The sequence below is a fragment of the Pseudolactococcus plantarum genome, from assembly GCF_002441715.1.
Taxonomy (GTDB): domain Bacteria; phylum Bacillota; class Bacilli; order Lactobacillales; family Streptococcaceae; genus Pseudolactococcus; species Pseudolactococcus plantarum.
This window is the reverse complement of sequence record NZ_JXJX01000009.1, coordinates 35,006-51,609: the sequence shown is the minus strand read 5'-3', so window position 1 is coordinate 51,609 and position 16,604 is coordinate 35,006. Positions and strand designations below refer to the sequence as shown.

Below are 16,604 nucleotides of genomic sequence, written 5' to 3'. Positions count from 1 at the left end.
CTAGCTTATTTTTTGGCAATTAAGTACTAGGGGCTTAAGTCGTCTGAGACAAGAGACGTAAGTCAGTAGTTGTTTGGAGGAGTTAGAATAATGGAAATTAGTTAGTATTTACTCAGTAACTTTTGATTTGTGACTGCGTCTTGACGTGTTATAATGTAGCTAGTATTAAAAGGATATTAGCTTTAATTGAAAGAAGAAAGTGACGATGGAAGAGAATAAATACTTATCTTTATTATTCGAAAAATATCAAACAAAAGATAAAGTAGCGAGTGAGTTGATTAATTTAGAAGCGATTTTAAATTTACCAAAAGCAACAGAACTTTATATTAGTGACATTCATGCCGAGTATAAAGCTTTTAACCATATTATTCGGACTGGTGCCGGGAATATCCGGGAAAAGATTGATGAAATCTTTCCAGATGAGGCGGATCAAGACATGGATCAACTTGCCATGTTGATTGCCTATCCGACAGATATGTTAGCGCGGAAACCTCTGAGTCTTGATGAGGCAAATCGATGGTCTGCTAAAACGATTCATCGACTCTTAAAGTTATTAAGACATATCGGTGCTAAATATTCACGTTCAAAGGTTCGTAAAGCGATAGATGAAGACTTTCGGTATTTTACAGAAGAATTACTGTTGAGTGTGGATGCCGATCAAGTAGAGAAAAATGACTATTATCAACAAATCATTCAGCGATTGATTGAGCTTGATCTAGATGAAAAATTGATTCGTAGTCTGTGTATCACCATACAACAGTTGACAGTCGATCATTTGCATGTGGTGGGAGATGTATTTGACCGTGGTGCTGGTGCGGATAAGGTGATGGATCGCTTGATCCAATTTCATAATGTTGATTTTCAATGGGGCAATCATGATGTCCTTTGGATGGGTGCTTATGCTGGCAATCTGGCCAGCCTTGCCACATTATTACGTATTGCTGTCAAATATGACTATCTTTATGAATTAGAGTCAGCTTATGGCTTAAATTTACGTGCCTTGTTTCAATTTTCTGAAGAATATTACAAAGAGAGTGAGCAGTTCAGTCCAAGTGCGCGTGAGCAAGATGACCTGCATGGCTTAGATAATCACAAACGGTTATCGAAAGTACACCAAGCCTTAGCTATCATCCAATTCAAACTAGAAGGGCAGATTATATCACGTCGGCCTGAGTTTGATATGGATAGTCGAAACATACTGACGATGATTGATTATGACAAGCAAACGATATCCCTAAATGGTCAACACTATCCATTAACTGATACATGTTTTCAAACCATTTCACCCGATGATCCAAATCGTCTAACTGATGCAGAAGGGCATGTGATGCAAACGATTTTAGCATCTCTTCAAAAATCAGAAAAATTCCAACGTCATATGAAATTCTTAGTTGAAAAAGGATCAGCATACCTCGTTTATAATCGACATTTACTTTATCATGGCTGTATTCCATTGACTGAATCTGGTGAGTTTTTATCGATGGCGATGCCAGATGGGAGGTATTCAGGTCGTGCATTACTCGATCAATTTGATGCGTATATCAGACAGGGTATTCGCCATATTGACATCAAGGATGATTATGCGACAGATTTGATGTGGTATGCTTGGGCTGGAAAATGCTCACCCTTATTTGGTAGAGCATCGATGACGACATTTGAACGCTACTTTATTAAGGATAAAAAAACACATAAAGAAATTGGCAATGCTTACTTTACCCTGAGAGATAATCGAGATACGATGATTAAAATTTTATCAGAATTTGGCTTAACTGATGAGCAATCTGTTGTGATTAATGGTCATACGCCTGTTAAGGTAGGTAGTGGTGAAAGTCCAATTAAAGCCGATGGAAAATTAATGGTGATCGATGGTGGGATGAGCAAAGCTTATCAAAAGACCACAGGTATCGCAGGTTACTCTTTGTTAAATGACTCCTATGGATTTAAAATCGTCACACACGCGCCATTTACTTCAATAGAAGAGATTTTAGCTAAAGGTAGGGGGAATGAAACCTTAGCCAATTTCTTAGCCGAAAAACCGCAACGTCGCTTAATTAAAGATACAACTATAGGGGATCAATTGCGTGCAAGTATTGCAGATCTAAATCAATTGATGGACTATATGCCATAGTGATGAAACGTGAGTCTTAGACTCACGTTTTTTTTGTAAGCAGTACTGATTGATAGCTTAAACCCAAGGCAATGGAGATACCTCCAAGTATGCTTTTGTAACTATCCTAAACTCACTTTCTTGAAAGTTACGTTTTATGATGTATCAAATCGAGCTGATTTAAACATAGGTAGTATATAGTTCATTTTTCCGAACAATAAACCTGATTTTCTGATATTTATCCGTTATTTACTATTAAAGTGATTAAAAAACAATTAGAATTGAGTTGTAATAAGTTTTTTATAAAAAAGGAGAATAACGTGGCGAAGCGAGCTTTAATTAGTGTGAGTGATAAAACTGGAATCGTTGAATTTGCAACGAAGATACAAGCTTTAGGCTGGGAGATTATTTCAACTGGTGGGACTAAAACAGCTTTGGATGCAGCTGGTATCGTAACGATTGCAATTGATGAAGTAACTGAATTTCCAGAAATGATGGATGGTCGTGTGAAAACACTACATCCTAAAATACATGGTGGTTTATTAGCACGACGTGATCTAGATACACACGTTTCAGCTATGGAAGCACATGATATTTCACCTATTGATCTAGTCGTCGTTAATCTATATCCGTTTAAAGAAACGATTATGAAGCCTGATGTTAGTTATGCTGATGCGGTTGAAAATATTGATATCGGTGGGCCTTCTATGCTTCGCTCAGCGGCTAAAAACCATGCTAGTGTTACAGTTGTCGTTGATCCACTGGATTATGAAGTTGTGTTAAGTGAATTGTCTGAAAATGCAGAGACTAGCTATGAAATACGTCAACAATTAGCTGCAAAAGTCTTTAGACATACAGCTGCTTATGATGCTTTGATCGCAGCATACTTTACTGAACAAGTTGGCGTTGAAAAACCAGAAAAACTCACGTTAACTTATGATTTAAAACAAGCCATGAGATATGGTGAAAATCCACAGCAAGATGCTGATTTTTATGAAACAGGTTTACCAGTTGCTTATTCGATTGCGCAAGCCAAACAATTAAATGGGAAAGAACTGTCATTTAATAATATTCGTGATGCAGATGCAGCAATTCGCATTATCCGTGACTTTACAGCACCTACTGTGGTTGCACTTAAACATATGAATCCTTGTGGGATTGGCACAGCAGAAGAGATAGAATCAGCATGGGATTATGCGTATGCGTCTGATCCTGTCTCTATCTTTGGTGGTATCGTTGTGTTAAACCGTGAAGTTGATGCAGCAACTGCACAAAAAATGCATGATATCTTCTTAGAAATTATCATTGCACCTAGCTATACTGATGAAGCATTGGCTATTTTAACAACTAAAAAGAAAAATTTACGTATCTTGGCACTTGATTTTGATCAACAAAAAGCTTCAGAGCGTGAAGTAGAGGTGACAGGTGTTGTCGGCGGTCTACTCGTTCAAAATCAGGATACAACGGTAGAATTACGTGATAGTTGGGAAATTGTTACAAAACGTCAACCTAGTGAGCAAGAAGTAGCAGCGATGGAATTTGCTTGGCGATCAGTTAAGTATGTCAAATCAAATGGGATCATCATTACAAATGATCATCAAACATTAGGTGTGGGACCAGGACAAACGAATCGTGTCGCTTCTGTGAAAATTGCCATTGAACAAGCAGCGGATAGACTTGATGGTGCGGTATTGGCATCAGATGCGTTTTTCCCATTTTCAGATAATGTTGAAGAGATTGCAAAAGCTGGTATTAAAGCAATTATTCAACCTGGTGGGTCAGTACGTGACCAAGATGCTATTGATGAAGCAGATAAACATGGTATCGCCATGGTCTTCACAGGCGCTCGTCATTTCAGACACTAAGCTTATTTAGGAAGGTTGCATAATAAGAAGCGTAATAAAAAATACCTCTAAGATCAAATCTTAGAGGTATTTTTTATTATTAATTAATGATTCAAAGACGTGTCTAACTCTGAAATATTTGGCTTATTGGCCCATCTTTCTGTGAAGAAATAGTTATTTAGCTTATAGGTTGGGGCATCTTTGCTATTTGTTGTTAAAAATTTATTAACGTGTTGGTCAAATGCTAGCCAACCTGTCCAGCCAAAGTGGATGGTATCTTGCATAAAATAGGGTTTATTGCCATCTTTAGATAAATCAGCAATGTTGGTAAAGCCTTGTGAATAGAGTTGAAAACGAATTTTATCAACTGTTGTCTCATACATTTTTTGACTTAAACCGGTATAGTCTTGCCATTTGCCATTAACTGGTGGTATGACAAACATGACGTCAGTCTTATTACTAGCGAACTCACTGAGTAAAAGTTGGAAATCATTATATTCAGGGGACTTAACATAAGAAAAGTTTCTTTGACTGTCCTTGAGTTGAGGTAATGATTTTTGAATACGATCTGTAAAAAAACCATTAGAAATTTCAAAATCATTATTACTAGTATTTTTTCTACCAAGTGCTAGAGCATGGTGGTAAAGTTTCTTTTGATTATAAGGTTTAGGTAGTGATTTTGCATGAGGCTTGATTATCTTATCAAAATTATTGCTGAATTGAAAACGTGCAAATAAAGCATCTTCATGGACAGATAATGTTTTGAGTAAGTTAATTTGCCACAAATCAAACCAACTTAGTTTCTCACCTTTAGCAACTTTCTCCATATATTTACTCAAAGAACTATTAGGAGACATCGCTAAGAATAGTTTTGCGGCATATTTATCTTCAGCAGTATTTTTAGCATATTCTAGAAAATGGTAGCCTTGATCACTCGCATAGTAAAAGTTAAATGCGTTTTGATTTTGTCCAGATTTGATGAACCACTGTGGAGAAATGACAAATACCGCTTTTTTATTTTTAAGTTCCGGTTTGATCTGTTGCATACCGAAATATTGTGTTAAAGATTCCGCTCCCTTTAAGCCGAGTAAGAATGGCGTATACTTACGATGATAAGCTTCTGCAAGTACAGAAGGGTGCATGGAATCTAATCTTGTCCATTCACTAGAACCAAAGAATGGAACAAAACGGTGATTTGGATCAGATAGTGCTTGTTGTTTTAGCGCTGTATTTTTGAAGACGATAGGCGTCAAAGCAGTTGCTGCTTTTTTTTCTGTATATAAGTCATGTGATTGATTGACTGGTAAAAACAGCAAGAGTAGCAATAATAGGGTGAGAGAAATGATAATGGGACCGAAAATATACCATAGTCGCTTAAGCATTTTGTAATTCCTTAACACCTTCGACTATTTTATTACCTGTATTCCAGTCATCTCTCCCCATATCTGACACTGGAATTTTAATATTAAAAGTTGATTCTAACTCGATGACTAACTCGACTGTCCCCATAGAGTCTAAAACACCTGCATCAAAAAGATCTTCATCCATCATATCTGAAATATCTTCCATAAATAAGTTGTCAATAATCTCAATTACTGTTGTTTTAATGTCCATTTTTTTCTCCTATAAAGTTGCAATGCATTGTTGAGTGATATATTTTTTATTTTAGTTTGGCGAATTTGTTGTGGAACCAGAGTGTATCCAGAAAACCAGAGAAGATTAATAAACTAACCATAACCACATTAAATGTGATAAAGATTCCAAGGGCATGTGTCCATTTATTATCTGGCAATGGTTTTCGTCCAGCCAATTTTCGTGACTTGTTGATTGTTTTCTTCTTACGAATCCACCAGTCATTGATGATCAAGCCGACACCATGGAAGACACCATAAGTCACATAATACCAATGCAACCCGTGCCAAAATCCCATAATAGTCATATTAATTAAGTAAGCAACACTTGATGTTGTATTACGATTCTTAAATACTTTACGCTTCATCAAGGTATAAACTAATCTCATGAAAACAAAATCCCTGAACCAGAAACTTAATGACATATGCCAACGATTCCAAAAATCTTTTAAATCTCTTGCTAAAAATGGTTTGTTAAAGTTGATAGGTGTTTTAATTCCCATGATATATGAAATACCAACGGCAAACATAGAATATCCAGCAAAATCAAAGAATAAATCTAATCCCCAAGTATACATGTAAGCTATGGTTTTCCAATTGATTAGCCCACCATGAATTAAAGCTGATAGTTTAATAGGCGGAATAATATAGGTCACCAATATGTACGATATGATGTATTTATACAGTGCACCTACCATGAGGTACCAGACTGCTTTACCAATCATCGAAACATACTCGTCTTGACTTGGCACAGTGAGATAATCTTCATTAAATCTACGATAGCGATCAATCGGACCAGACGAGATAGTAGGTAGGAAAATCAAAAATCTAAATAATGACCAGATAGTGACGGATGTTAATTCGCCATCACGCATTTCCATAATCATCGCAACAGTTTTAAAAGTCAGATATGAAATACCTAAGAAACCAAGAAGCGAATTATGTCCAACTACAATAGGGTTCACTTTTACAATAATCAGTGGCAGTAGTGTCAATAACACATTAAGATAAAAGACATACTTATTGTCATGTTTTCGACGATAACCTTGATAAATCAAGACAACTGCAGACTGCCAGATGATAAAAAATACCAAAGCGAAAAATTGTTTATAATGTGTCCCACCAAACATCAAGCTGATGAATCCGATAGACACAAGTTCTTCATAGATGGGTAATCTTTTCCCAAATAAAATAGCAATAATAATGGGTATCAGAGCTATAAATAAAATAGCCAGATAATGTGGTGTGCCATAAGGTTGCCAATTGGGAAGGGATTGTAGCAGCGCGCTCATCGATTATTCACCTCCGCTATCAAGGTTTTGATATCTATCTTACCATTTGGCGTAATGGGTAGCGTTTCTTTGTAGATAAAACGTGAAGGCATCATGTAAGCCATCATCTCATCTACAAGCTCAGCCTTGATTGCTTTAGTCAGCGATAACTCTTTATCAAATTGAGCTTTTACACCTGGTTTAACGACAATATAAGCAAGTAGTTGCTGTACTTTATGTTGTGCATTATATCTCGGTACGGCAACGGCACTTTCAACATAGTTAGATAGATTTAAAACATGTGCGACCTCTTCTAATTCAATTCGGTAGCCATTAAATTTAATTTGGAAATCCATCCGACCTTGGTAATGTAGCATGCCATCATCATCAAGTAAGCCTAAGTCCCCAGTATGGTAAGCTGGTTGACCATCTAATTCAAAGAAGGCTTGTTTTGTTTTTTCAGGGTTATTGATGTATCCTTTTGATACAGCAGGACCTGTTACAATAATTTCACCCGCAGTACCAGTTTCAAGTTTATCACCAGCTTCGTTTAGAATAAATGTAGGTGAATCTTTTTTGATATAACCGATTGGTAGACGCTCAGCCTTGTTGATCATGTCATCTGTAATCGTCACTGCAGAAAAAGCAACGGTACTTTCTGTAGGGCCAAATGAATTGACAATCCTTGCATCCGGGAAACGTTGGCGTAATTTACTTGCTGTACTTACTGTTAATTCTTCACCACAGAAATAGAAATATTTCAGATCAGGCATGATCTCACTTGAAAAATCTTCAGATAACAAGACCATATCCGCAAAAGAAGGGGTAGATACCCAAACTTGGATAGGAAACTGCGGTAACACTGCAAATAAATCTTTAAAGTTTTCAGTTTTTTCTTTAGGTAAGGCATATAAAGCGCCACCAACAGCTAATGCTGGTGCCCAAGACATAACAGATAAATCAAAAGAATAAGGTGCTTGTGATAATATTTTTGCATTCGCTGGCAAGTCAAACTCAGGATCTTCTAATACCCAGTTCACAAAAGATAATAGATTGTCATGTGAAATTTGTACACCTTTGGGCTGACCAGTTGTACCTGAGGTAAAGATGATGTAGTAGATGTCACTACCTTTGACAGGGTGGGTCAGTTGGTAAGGTGTTTTTTCAGCTAGAATTTGTGTTAATGAATTTGAGTCTATAATGGTGATGTCTAACGCGATAGGTAATGGTTGGACAGCAATAAGTGCACTTGGTTGTGCAATCTCAATGATTGATGTTAGTCGCTCTGTCGTTGAATTGACATCAACAGGGATATACGGATGCCCTGATTTTGAGAGTGCAACAAACGCAACAAGCATGTTATAATCTTGCCCACCAAATACCATAACAGGACTCTTGTCAGCTAAATTTAAGGTATCGATGTGAGCAGCTAGACTATCTGAATCTTGTTTAAGCTGTCCATAAGTATAGGTTTGTCCAAGTATATCGTAGACTATTTCTTGTGGTTGTGTACGTGCAAAGTCGTCTAACGTCACTATAAAATCTGAAACTGGCATGTCTATTCTTCTTTCTTTTTTAGTTTGATGATTGCTGATTAAAATTCATTATAAATAAAGCTACCTTGTCCAACTCCAGTATAACCAAAAAAATAAAGTAGGGCTAAGAAAATGAAAAAATAGAGTATGGTTTGTAAGATGAATTTAATCATTGGCCACTTGTCTTGTTTTGGTAAATGTAAAAGATATTGAATCACATTTGTCTCCCATCTAAATTAATTAAGTGAATATTATGATAATATCACTATATTTTCTGAAAACATTTCACTATATTATAACAAAAAAATGCTTGAAAAATCTTAAATAATAGCGAAAATATACTAACATTTTTGAAAGATTAATATATTGAGTGCTTATGCGTTGGTCAACATATATTTTTTTAGATACTGTTGTACTCAAAGCGGTTTTTTATTTGGTGTACCAGCTTTACGAGGATATTTTTTTGGTGTTTCTTTTTTCTTCTCGACTAAGACAAGATGTCTTTCATCACCATTTGGTAAAGTATAGTCGAGTGGTATCCCTAATTTTCCACCTAAAATAGCAATTGCTTGTTTAGCTTCAGTCATTTCATCTACCATCTGACTGGCTTTAAGTGAGAGTAATTTACCATTTTTTTTCAAAAATGGTAGTGTTAATTCAGTTAAGACATTTAATCTTGCGACAGCTCGTGCAGTCACATAATCAAATTGTCCTCTATAATTAGCATCTTGTCCAAAATCTTCAGCACGGCCATGTAGTAAGGTAATTGTCTGTCTGTCAAATCCCAATTTATCAACCAGTGCATCTAAGAATTTAATCCGTTTGTTTAAAGAATCGATGATGGTTACTTGTAAGTTTGGAAAGATGATCTTCATAGGAAAGCTAGGAAAACCAGCACCTGCACCGATATCTAGTAACTGGAGTGATGTGTTATCGATAAGTCCGTATAAAAGTGGTGCGATTGAATCATAAAAGTGTTTGAGATAGACATCTTCTTGAGTGGTAATTGCGGTGAGATTAATTTTTTCGTTTTCAGCGACTAAAAATTTGAAATACGTCTCAAATTGTTCTTTTTGGGTATCGGTTAACGTAATATGAAAGGTTTCAAGTGTTTTATAAAATACTTCAGGTGTCATAGCTGTCTTTCTAGTAAAGTTTTTGTGATATGAAAAATATCAGATTTAACTGGTTTATCTGGTAATTTGTTGATGAGTTTTAAGGCTATATTGGTATGTTTTTGTGCAAGCTGGAAAGTTTTGTCTAGTGCATCACTTTCTGCTATTATCGTTAATACTTGCGTATATGCTTTAGAGTTGAGAAGCGGTGCAACTCTTTTATCCTCAGATATAGCAAATAAGACAGGTGCAGTATAGATGCCTTGCCTAATATCTGCTAAGACGGGCTTACCAAAACTTTCACTATCACTTGTATAATCAAGATAGTCATCCATGATTTGAAAGGCTATGCCGATATGTAAACCGATGTCATATGCTAGTTTTGCAAGCAGTGGTTGTTTGTCAGCAATTAATGGGACAGCGCAGGCTTGTGCAAATAATTCTCCTGTTTTACCAGAAATCGTTGCGATATAGTCCTTGATCGTTTGCGTTGGATCATATCGGACAGTCATCTGAGCAAGTTCGCCATTTAGGACAGTCTCCATAGCAGTGATACGCTTTGATAAGTGAGCCATGTCGAGCGCATGGTTAACCATTAACTTAAACACACAAATAAATAAATAGTCACCAGCATAGACAGCGACATCAGTGCCATAAAGGTGTGATATAGTAGGAACACCACGACGCGTTTGTGCTTGATCAATCACATCATCATGAATTAATGTTGCTGTATGAAGGAGTTCAATAGAGCTAGCTAATGCAATACGTTTATCCTGATCGAGTGAGCTGAATTCAGAAAATAATAATAGATAGGCAGGCCGTAGCATTTTACCACCAGAAGTGATTAATGATAAGATAGCTTGTTGTGTCTGCTCATTTTTAATCTTAATGGTATGAGACATCGTATCTTGTACGGTATTAAGCTGATCAGCTAGTTTGGGATATGGGGTCCAAAAAGTCATAAGTCAGTCATCCAAATTTTATTTTCTTTCATAAATAGGTCATTGATTGGTTTAATCTTATATAGTAGGGAATTGCCCGCGATACCAATAAAGCATCCAGCTAACATGCCAAAAAATGCTAACCATGGTAGATAGAGAAGTACTGTCGGTGTTTGAGAAATAAAAGTGGCCATAAGCAGTTGTCCAACATTATGGAAAAAACCTCCAGCGACTGAAATCCCAACCACACTCACTAATTTTGGTCCCAATAATTTGATGAGATACATGGCTAAAAGCGAAAGGATGCCACCGGATAGACTATATAAAAATACTGAAAACCCAGTAAATAGTCCAGTCAGGAGCAATTTTATACTTACCAAGATGATCACATCTGATTTTTTTAGTGTAAAAATAGCTACGAGTACGATGAGATTACTAAAGCCAAATTTAGCACCAGGAGCAAAAGCAAACGGAGACGGTAACGACGATTCTACAATGCCCATGATGGTTGCAACTGCAGTCAATAAAGCAATATAGACATGTTTGTGAAGCGTATATTGTGCCATCAATAATCCACTATTCTATCTTTATCCTCGGTTTGCTTTTCATTTGTAGGCATAATTTCGATGACAAGTCGATGAGGTAGGCAAACAATTGTTTGACCAGTTTTACTGATGAACCCTTTTCTAACACAAATTTGGTCAGTACAATTTGCGTCAATGATGGCAATTTTACCATCGCGGACGGTTATTTTATTCTGATCGCCGTCAAGCTTATCAAAGTAGGTGAAAACTTGATCTTTACTGAGGTCAAACTCTTTGATGCGTTTGTTGTTAACTCTTAGCTGAGCGATTTGCCCAGTCGTATGCCTGTTAACAAAAAAGAGTAAAGGAGAAAAACTTGCGAGCATCAAAGAAACGATAAGGATGAAATCAAATGGTTTCATCTTTAGTTTATTTAAATGTTTGGTGTCGTTCATGAAAGAATTCATGACTCTATTTTATCATTTTTTATGATTTTCTGCCTAATAATGATTGACAGCGCTATTTTGCAAAAAATTCTGCTTATCAAAAAATGTCCTATTATCATCATAATAGAACATTCTTATCAAGTCGTTTTTTTATCAGCTTTATCAGTCGCAGCAAGCTCTTTTGCTTTTTTGATGATATAGTCATGTAAAGCTTCTTTAATTTGAGGATGCGTCAGACCGTACTCAATTGTCGTTTCCACAAATCCAAACTTATCGCCAACATCGTAGCGTCTTCCAATAAATTCACGAGCAAAAACACGTTGTGTTTTATTGAGACGTTCAATGGCATCTGTTAATTGAATTTCATTTCCTGCACCTGGTTGCTGCGTATCTAAAATGTCAAAAATTTCAGGTGTTAATAAGTAACGACCAATAATAGCAAGATCGCTAGGGGTATCTTTTATAGCGGGTTTTTCAACAAAATTCGCGACATTATAAAGGCCTTTTTCTGTTTCGCCACTAGGTGAGATGACACCATATTTATCAACTTCTTGATGTGGGACTTTCATGACAGCAATCGTTGAGGCATGTGTTTTTTCATAATCATTGATGAGTTGTTTAGTTAAAGGAATTTCAGATTCCATCAAATCATCACCAAGCATGACAACAAAAGGCTCATCACCAATAAATGCTTTTGCTTGTAATACAGCATGTCCTAAACCTTTAGGATGACTTTGACGGATAAAGTGAAGATTAATATCCGTTGTTTCTTCAACTAACTTAAGTAAGTCATCTTTACCTTTTTCTTTAAGAGACATCTCAAGTTCAATGTTTGAGTCAAAATGATCTTCTATAGGTCTCTTTGCTTTTCCGGTAACAATTAAAATATCTTCAATACCTGATTTGAGAGCTTCCTCAACGATAAATTGGATAGTTGGTTTGTCAACAATCGGTAGCATTTCTTTAGCAATCGCTTTGGTAGCTGGTAAAAAACGTGTCCCCAAACCAGCCGCTGGGATTACTGCCTTACGTACTTTTTGATGTTGTATTTGAATTGCCATATTAATTTTTCCCTTTTATTTCAACAATATATTCATTTTCTGGACGTCCTTCACGACGCATGAGCTGGATGATGCTATCTTTGATATCAGCACCTTCATAGATGACGCTATAAATAGCACTGACAATCGGCATATCAATATCTAGCATTTTAGACAATTCATAGGCTACTTTAGTAGTAGAGACGCCTTCAATTACCATCCCCATATTTTTCTGGATATCTTCTATCTTTTCGCCACGTCCAAGTGCATCACCTGCACGCCAGTTTCGTGAATGAATAGAGGTTCCAGTAACAATTAAATCACCAACACCAGATAAACCAATATAGGTCATCGGATTTGCACCCATTGCAACACCCAGTCTAGTAATTTCAGCTAAGCCTCGTGTGATAATTGCTGCTTTAGCATTATCGCCAAATCCTAGACCATGAAGCGCACCAGCACCTACAGCAATCACATTTTTAAGAGCAGCAGCAGTTTCTACACCGATGACATCATCATTTGTATAAAGACGGAAATAGTCATTACTAAAGAGTGCTTGCACATATTTAGCAGTCTCATGATTTTTTGAAGCAGCAGTGATCAAGGTAAGATCGCGGACAATCGTTTCCTCCGCATGAGAAGGACCAGACACAACAACAATCTCTGACCGAAGTGTTTCAGGGATTTCTTCTTCTAAAATAGTAGAAATACGTTCGTGTGTGCCTTGTTCAAGTCCTTTTGAAGCGTGCATGATAATAACTTTGTGGTCAAGGGTATCAGCCACTTGTTTGGCAACCAAGCGTGTAACACTGGTAGGCACAACAAATAATACAGCATCCACATCTTTTAATGCTAGTGATAAATCATCATAAGCTTTAATTTTATGATCTAAAATAATATCATCAAAGTACAATGAATTTGTGTGTTTTTCATTAAGTTCAGCGATTTGTTCAGGGTTATTTCCCCAAATACGTACGTCATGCTGATTATCATTTAATACCTGTGATAGTGCAGTTCCCCATGAACCTGGTCCGAGGACTGCGATTTTTTTCTGAGCCATAATTCCTCCAATTGTATACTAGTTCATTTTAACATATTCTAGTTTAAAATCATACTCAAGACCGATAATAGCTAGAAAAATTATGATAAAATAGTGATATGAAAATAATATTAATAATGATAGTTGTTGTTATCCTGTTATGTTTATGGCTGATAGTAGACTATGGTAAAGAAAAAAAGAATCCAAAATTAATCAAATCTTATCATGACAAAGGACTATCTGACAAAGATATTACTATTTTTCGTCAAACCATGACTGATGCCAAGCATCAGATTAAAGGTTGGGAGGAAGCTGTAAAGCATGATGAAGCACTTCAGATTATTGAAAGTGTAACTGGTGGTCTTGCAAGTTCGAAAAAATTATTTCAGTTCATTGTAAAAGAACCTAGTGCTGCATTGTTAAATAATGATTTTTTATATTCAGATTTACCAACAATGATCGACTTGCTCCACACATATAGTAATTTAAAATCTGTTGAGAAAACTGATCAATCACTATTAATTGAAAGTCAAAAAGTTATCAAACAGTTATCTGAAAAAATAGCTAACAGGTATACAATGACCTTGAGTGCTGATATTGAAAAAGTAAAAAATGAGGTAGAAAATGGCTAATGAATTATTAGATGAGTTGATGCAAGCGGATCAAGCAGCAAAAGTAGTAGGCAATCCACCTCTTGAAACGCAAGTAGTGGAGAGCCAAAATGTTATGACTGTCCCATCACTAAGTGAAGAGGAGTTGGGTAAAGCTAAGGAACTTGCTAAGTCTTTAGATGAAAATAATGCACAGTCAGTTATCGAGTACGGCGCTGTAGCCCAAAAGAAAATCGGGGATTTTTCACAATCTGTCTTAAATAAGGTACAAACTAAAGATTTAGGTGAAGTTGGTACGGCGTTGACAGATTTAATGTATCAGTTACAAGAATCTAATCCAAGTGATCTTGCAGCTGAAGATCCAGGATTCTTTAAAAAAATGTTTGGTAAAGTCAAAAAATCTATATTTGAGGTGACACAAAAATACCAAAAACTAGGTGCTGGAATTGATAAAATCTCTATAAAACTAAGTCATGAATACAAAGGGTTACTTGAAGACAATAAAACGTTAGAAACTTTGTATGCTGAAAACCTTGATTTTTTCAACGCTTTAAGTGTTTATATTACTGGTGCAGAATTAAAAATAAAAGAATTAGATGAGCAGACGATTCCACAAGCAAGACTAGCTGCACAATCTAGTGCAGACAATGCGATTGCTGTGCAAAAAATTTCTGATTTAGAAAATTATAAAAATCGCTTAGATAAAAGACAGTTTGATCTCAAACTAGCACGTCAAATCACGATTCAACAAGCACCACAGATTCGTATGATCCAAAATACGAATCAGGAATTAGCAGAAAAAATACAAACATCTATTAATACTGCAATTCCTTTATGGAAAAACCAAGTCGCTATTGCTTTAACGCTGCTAAAACAAAAAGATGCCTTAACAAGTCAAAGAATTGTATCTAATACAACAAATGATTTACTAACCAAAAATTCTGAGATGTTAAAACAATCTTCGATAGAAGCAGCTCGGGAAAATGAACGAGGCGTAGTCGACATCGAAACATTGAAGACAACGCAAGCTAACTTAATCGAAACGATACAAGAAACGATGACAATTCAACGTGAGGGTGCTGTTAAACGTCGTCAAGGAGAAGTTGAATTAAGCCAGTTAGAAGCAGAAATTAAAGCTAAATTGCTAGAGTTATCCAATCATCAAGAAAAAAGCGAGTAGCAGGTGCTCGTTTTTTTTTTAATTGGACTATACCATTTTTGACAAAGTTAACATAATAGTGTAAAATTGAGTAGAAAATAAGGAAAGAACGAGGGAGAATTGATGACAACTTTTATAAAAGCAGATAAGTTTTTCTATCCATATGCAACAAAAGTGGGTGGTTATTTAACACTCACGACTGATGGTAAATTTGGTAAACATGTCGAGAGCATACCCGAGGATAGTCAAGTAATCGATTATAGCGGAAAATATATCGCACCAGGTCTCGTTGACACACATGTTCACGGTTATGCTGGTGCTGATGTGATGGATAATGATAAAGATGGTATCATACATACTATGAGTGATGCGTTATTATCAACTGGTGTCACGTCATTTCTACCAACCGCTTTAACAGCAAGTTATGAACAATTAAGAGATATTTGTCAAACAATTGGTGAGCACTCTGATGAAGCAACAGGGGCAAAAATTCAAGGTATTTTCTTTGAAGGCCCTTACTTTACTGAAAAATATAAGGGCGCACAAAATGCGACGTATATGCGCAACCCAAGCTTCGAAGAGTTCCAGGGCTGGCAAGAAGCGGCTAAAGGTATGTTATTGAAGATAGCTGTCGCACCAGAACGTGAAGGTAGTGCAGACTTTATCTCTAAAGTAGTAGCAAGTGGAACAAAAGTGGCACTTGGGCATTCAGATGCAACTTATGAACAAGCAGTTCGTGGCGCAGAAGCTGGGGCAAGTATTTGGGTTCATGCGTATAACGGTATGCGTGGTTTGACTCATCGTGAACTCGGAATGGTTGGCGCAGTTTATGAAATCCCGCAAACTTATGCAGAATTAATTTGTGATGGTCACCATGTCGTGCCCAAAGCATGTGATATCTTAATGAAGCAAAAAGGTCATGATCATGTGGCATTAATCACCGACTGTATGCGTGCTGGTGGAGAACCTGATGGTGATTATATGTTAGGGGAGTACCCTGTTATCGTAGAAAACGGGACTGCTAGACTAAAAGATGGTGGTAACTTAGCTGGATCGATTTTAAAACTTAATGATGGGCTTAAAAATGTTGTAGACTGGGGTATCGCTTCACCCGAACAGGCAGTGATGATGGCAACGCTCATTCCAGCTATTTCAGTAGGGATTGATGATAAATGCGGTCGTATTAAACCAGGTTTCGATGCTGATTTCATTGTCTTAGAAAAAGACCTAGCGCTTGCAGCCACTTATCTAAATGGCCAGTTAGTTTATGCGGTTTGATCAAGTAAAATAGACCTATCTCGTCAATTTTAAATTTAGACTTATGAAAAGTGCAATTGCACT

At 36.5% G+C, this 16,604-nt stretch carries 16 protein-coding genes; 5 read left to right on the top strand and 11 right to left on the bottom strand.

Annotation, left to right across the window (positions count from 1 at the left end):
- Positions 1-205 precede the first annotated feature (205 nt).
- Positions 206-2,128: a fructose-bisphosphatase class III gene (locus RU87_RS06930; RefSeq protein WP_068163335.1), complete on the top strand. Its 1,923-nt coding sequence runs from the start codon at positions 206-208 to the stop codon at positions 2,126-2,128.
- A gap of 299 nt (positions 2,129-2,427) precedes the next feature.
- Positions 2,428-3,972: a bifunctional phosphoribosylaminoimidazolecarboxamide formyltransferase/IMP cyclohydrolase gene (purH, locus tag RU87_RS06925; protein WP_068163337.1), complete on the top strand. Its 1,545-nt coding sequence runs from the start codon at positions 2,428-2,430 to the stop codon at positions 3,970-3,972.
- An 83-nt stretch (positions 3,973-4,055) separates the two neighbouring features.
- Here the strand turns inward: purH and dltD are convergent, their stop codons facing one another.
- The 11 genes from dltD to RU87_RS06870 all read right to left on the bottom strand — a co-directional run bounded on the left by dltD (position 4,056) and on the right by RU87_RS06870 (position 13,514).
- A complete protein-coding gene (dltD, locus tag RU87_RS06920; protein ID WP_068163340.1) occupies positions 4,056-5,333 on the bottom strand; it encodes a D-alanyl-lipoteichoic acid biosynthesis protein DltD in 1,278 nt (425 codons plus the stop codon).
- The gene (dltC, locus tag RU87_RS06915; protein WP_068163343.1) at positions 5,326-5,565 is read right to left on the bottom strand and encodes a D-alanine--poly(phosphoribitol) ligase subunit DltC; all 240 of its coding nucleotides are present in this window, start codon (positions 5,563-5,565) and stop codon (positions 5,326-5,328) included. Before dltC ends, dltD begins: the two co-directional genes overlap by 8 nt.
- Before the next feature lie 46 nt (positions 5,566-5,611).
- Positions 5,612-6,874: a D-alanyl-lipoteichoic acid biosynthesis protein DltB gene (gene dltB, locus RU87_RS06910; RefSeq protein ID WP_068163347.1), complete on the bottom strand. Its 1,263-nt coding sequence runs from the start codon at positions 6,872-6,874 to the stop codon at positions 5,612-5,614.
- Positions 6,871-8,409 (bottom strand): D-alanine--poly(phosphoribitol) ligase subunit DltA, encoded by a 1,539-nt coding sequence (gene dltA, locus RU87_RS06905; protein WP_068163350.1) that lies wholly within the window; start codon positions 8,407-8,409, stop codon positions 6,871-6,873. Before dltA ends, dltB begins: the two co-directional genes overlap by 4 nt.
- Before the next feature lie 38 nt (positions 8,410-8,447).
- A complete protein-coding gene (locus tag RU87_RS06900) occupies positions 8,448-8,561 on the bottom strand; it encodes a teichoic acid D-Ala incorporation-associated protein DltX (protein WP_068163474.1) in 114 nt (37 codons plus the stop codon).
- A gap of 243 nt (positions 8,562-8,804) precedes the next feature.
- Positions 8,805-9,524 (bottom strand): 16S rRNA (guanine(527)-N(7))-methyltransferase RsmG, encoded by a 720-nt coding sequence (rsmG, locus tag RU87_RS06895; protein ID WP_068163353.1) that lies wholly within the window; start codon positions 9,522-9,524, stop codon positions 8,805-8,807.
- Positions 9,521-10,465 carry a polyprenyl synthetase family protein gene (locus tag RU87_RS06890; RefSeq protein ID WP_068163355.1) on the bottom strand — a complete coding sequence of 315 codons (945 nt, stop codon included), beginning with the start codon at positions 10,463-10,465 and terminating at the stop codon, positions 9,521-9,523. The genes rsmG and RU87_RS06890 overlap by 4 nt, the downstream gene beginning before the upstream one ends.
- Entirely contained in the window at positions 10,462-11,010 is a 549-nt protein-coding gene (locus tag RU87_RS06885) for a Gx transporter family protein (RefSeq protein ID WP_068163361.1), read from the bottom strand. The genes RU87_RS06890 and RU87_RS06885 overlap by 4 nt, the downstream gene beginning before the upstream one ends.
- Complete coding sequence (locus tag RU87_RS06880) at positions 11,010-11,423, bottom strand: NusG domain II-containing protein (RefSeq protein ID WP_068163477.1); 414 nt, start codon at positions 11,421-11,423, stop codon at positions 11,010-11,012. The genes RU87_RS06885 and RU87_RS06880 overlap by 1 nt, the downstream gene beginning before the upstream one ends.
- Positions 11,424-11,551: 128 nt before the next feature.
- Positions 11,552-12,475 (bottom strand): UTP--glucose-1-phosphate uridylyltransferase GalU, encoded by a 924-nt coding sequence (gene galU, locus RU87_RS06875; protein WP_068163364.1) that lies wholly within the window; start codon positions 12,473-12,475, stop codon positions 11,552-11,554.
- 1 nt (position 12,476) lies between these two features.
- Positions 12,477-13,514, bottom strand: a complete 1,038-nt coding sequence (locus tag RU87_RS06870) for an NAD(P)H-dependent glycerol-3-phosphate dehydrogenase (RefSeq protein WP_068163367.1) — start codon at positions 13,512-13,514, stop codon at positions 12,477-12,479.
- A gap of 98 nt (positions 13,515-13,612) precedes the next feature.
- Between RU87_RS06870 and RU87_RS06865 the strand changes: the two genes are divergently transcribed.
- The 3 genes from RU87_RS06865 (at position 13,613) to nagA (ending at position 16,541) form a co-directional block, all read left to right on the top strand.
- Positions 13,613-14,125, top strand: a complete 513-nt coding sequence (locus tag RU87_RS06865; RefSeq protein WP_082782180.1) for a 5-bromo-4-chloroindolyl phosphate hydrolysis family protein — start codon at positions 13,613-13,615, stop codon at positions 14,123-14,125.
- Complete coding sequence (locus tag RU87_RS06860) at positions 14,118-15,284, top strand: toxic anion resistance protein (RefSeq protein ID WP_068163375.1); 1,167 nt, start codon at positions 14,118-14,120, stop codon at positions 15,282-15,284. Before RU87_RS06865 ends, RU87_RS06860 begins: the two co-directional genes overlap by 8 nt.
- Before the next feature lie 102 nt (positions 15,285-15,386).
- Entirely contained in the window at positions 15,387-16,541 is a 1,155-nt protein-coding gene (nagA, locus tag RU87_RS06855; protein ID WP_068163378.1) for an N-acetylglucosamine-6-phosphate deacetylase, read from the top strand.
- Positions 16,542-16,604: the final 63 nt, after the last annotated feature.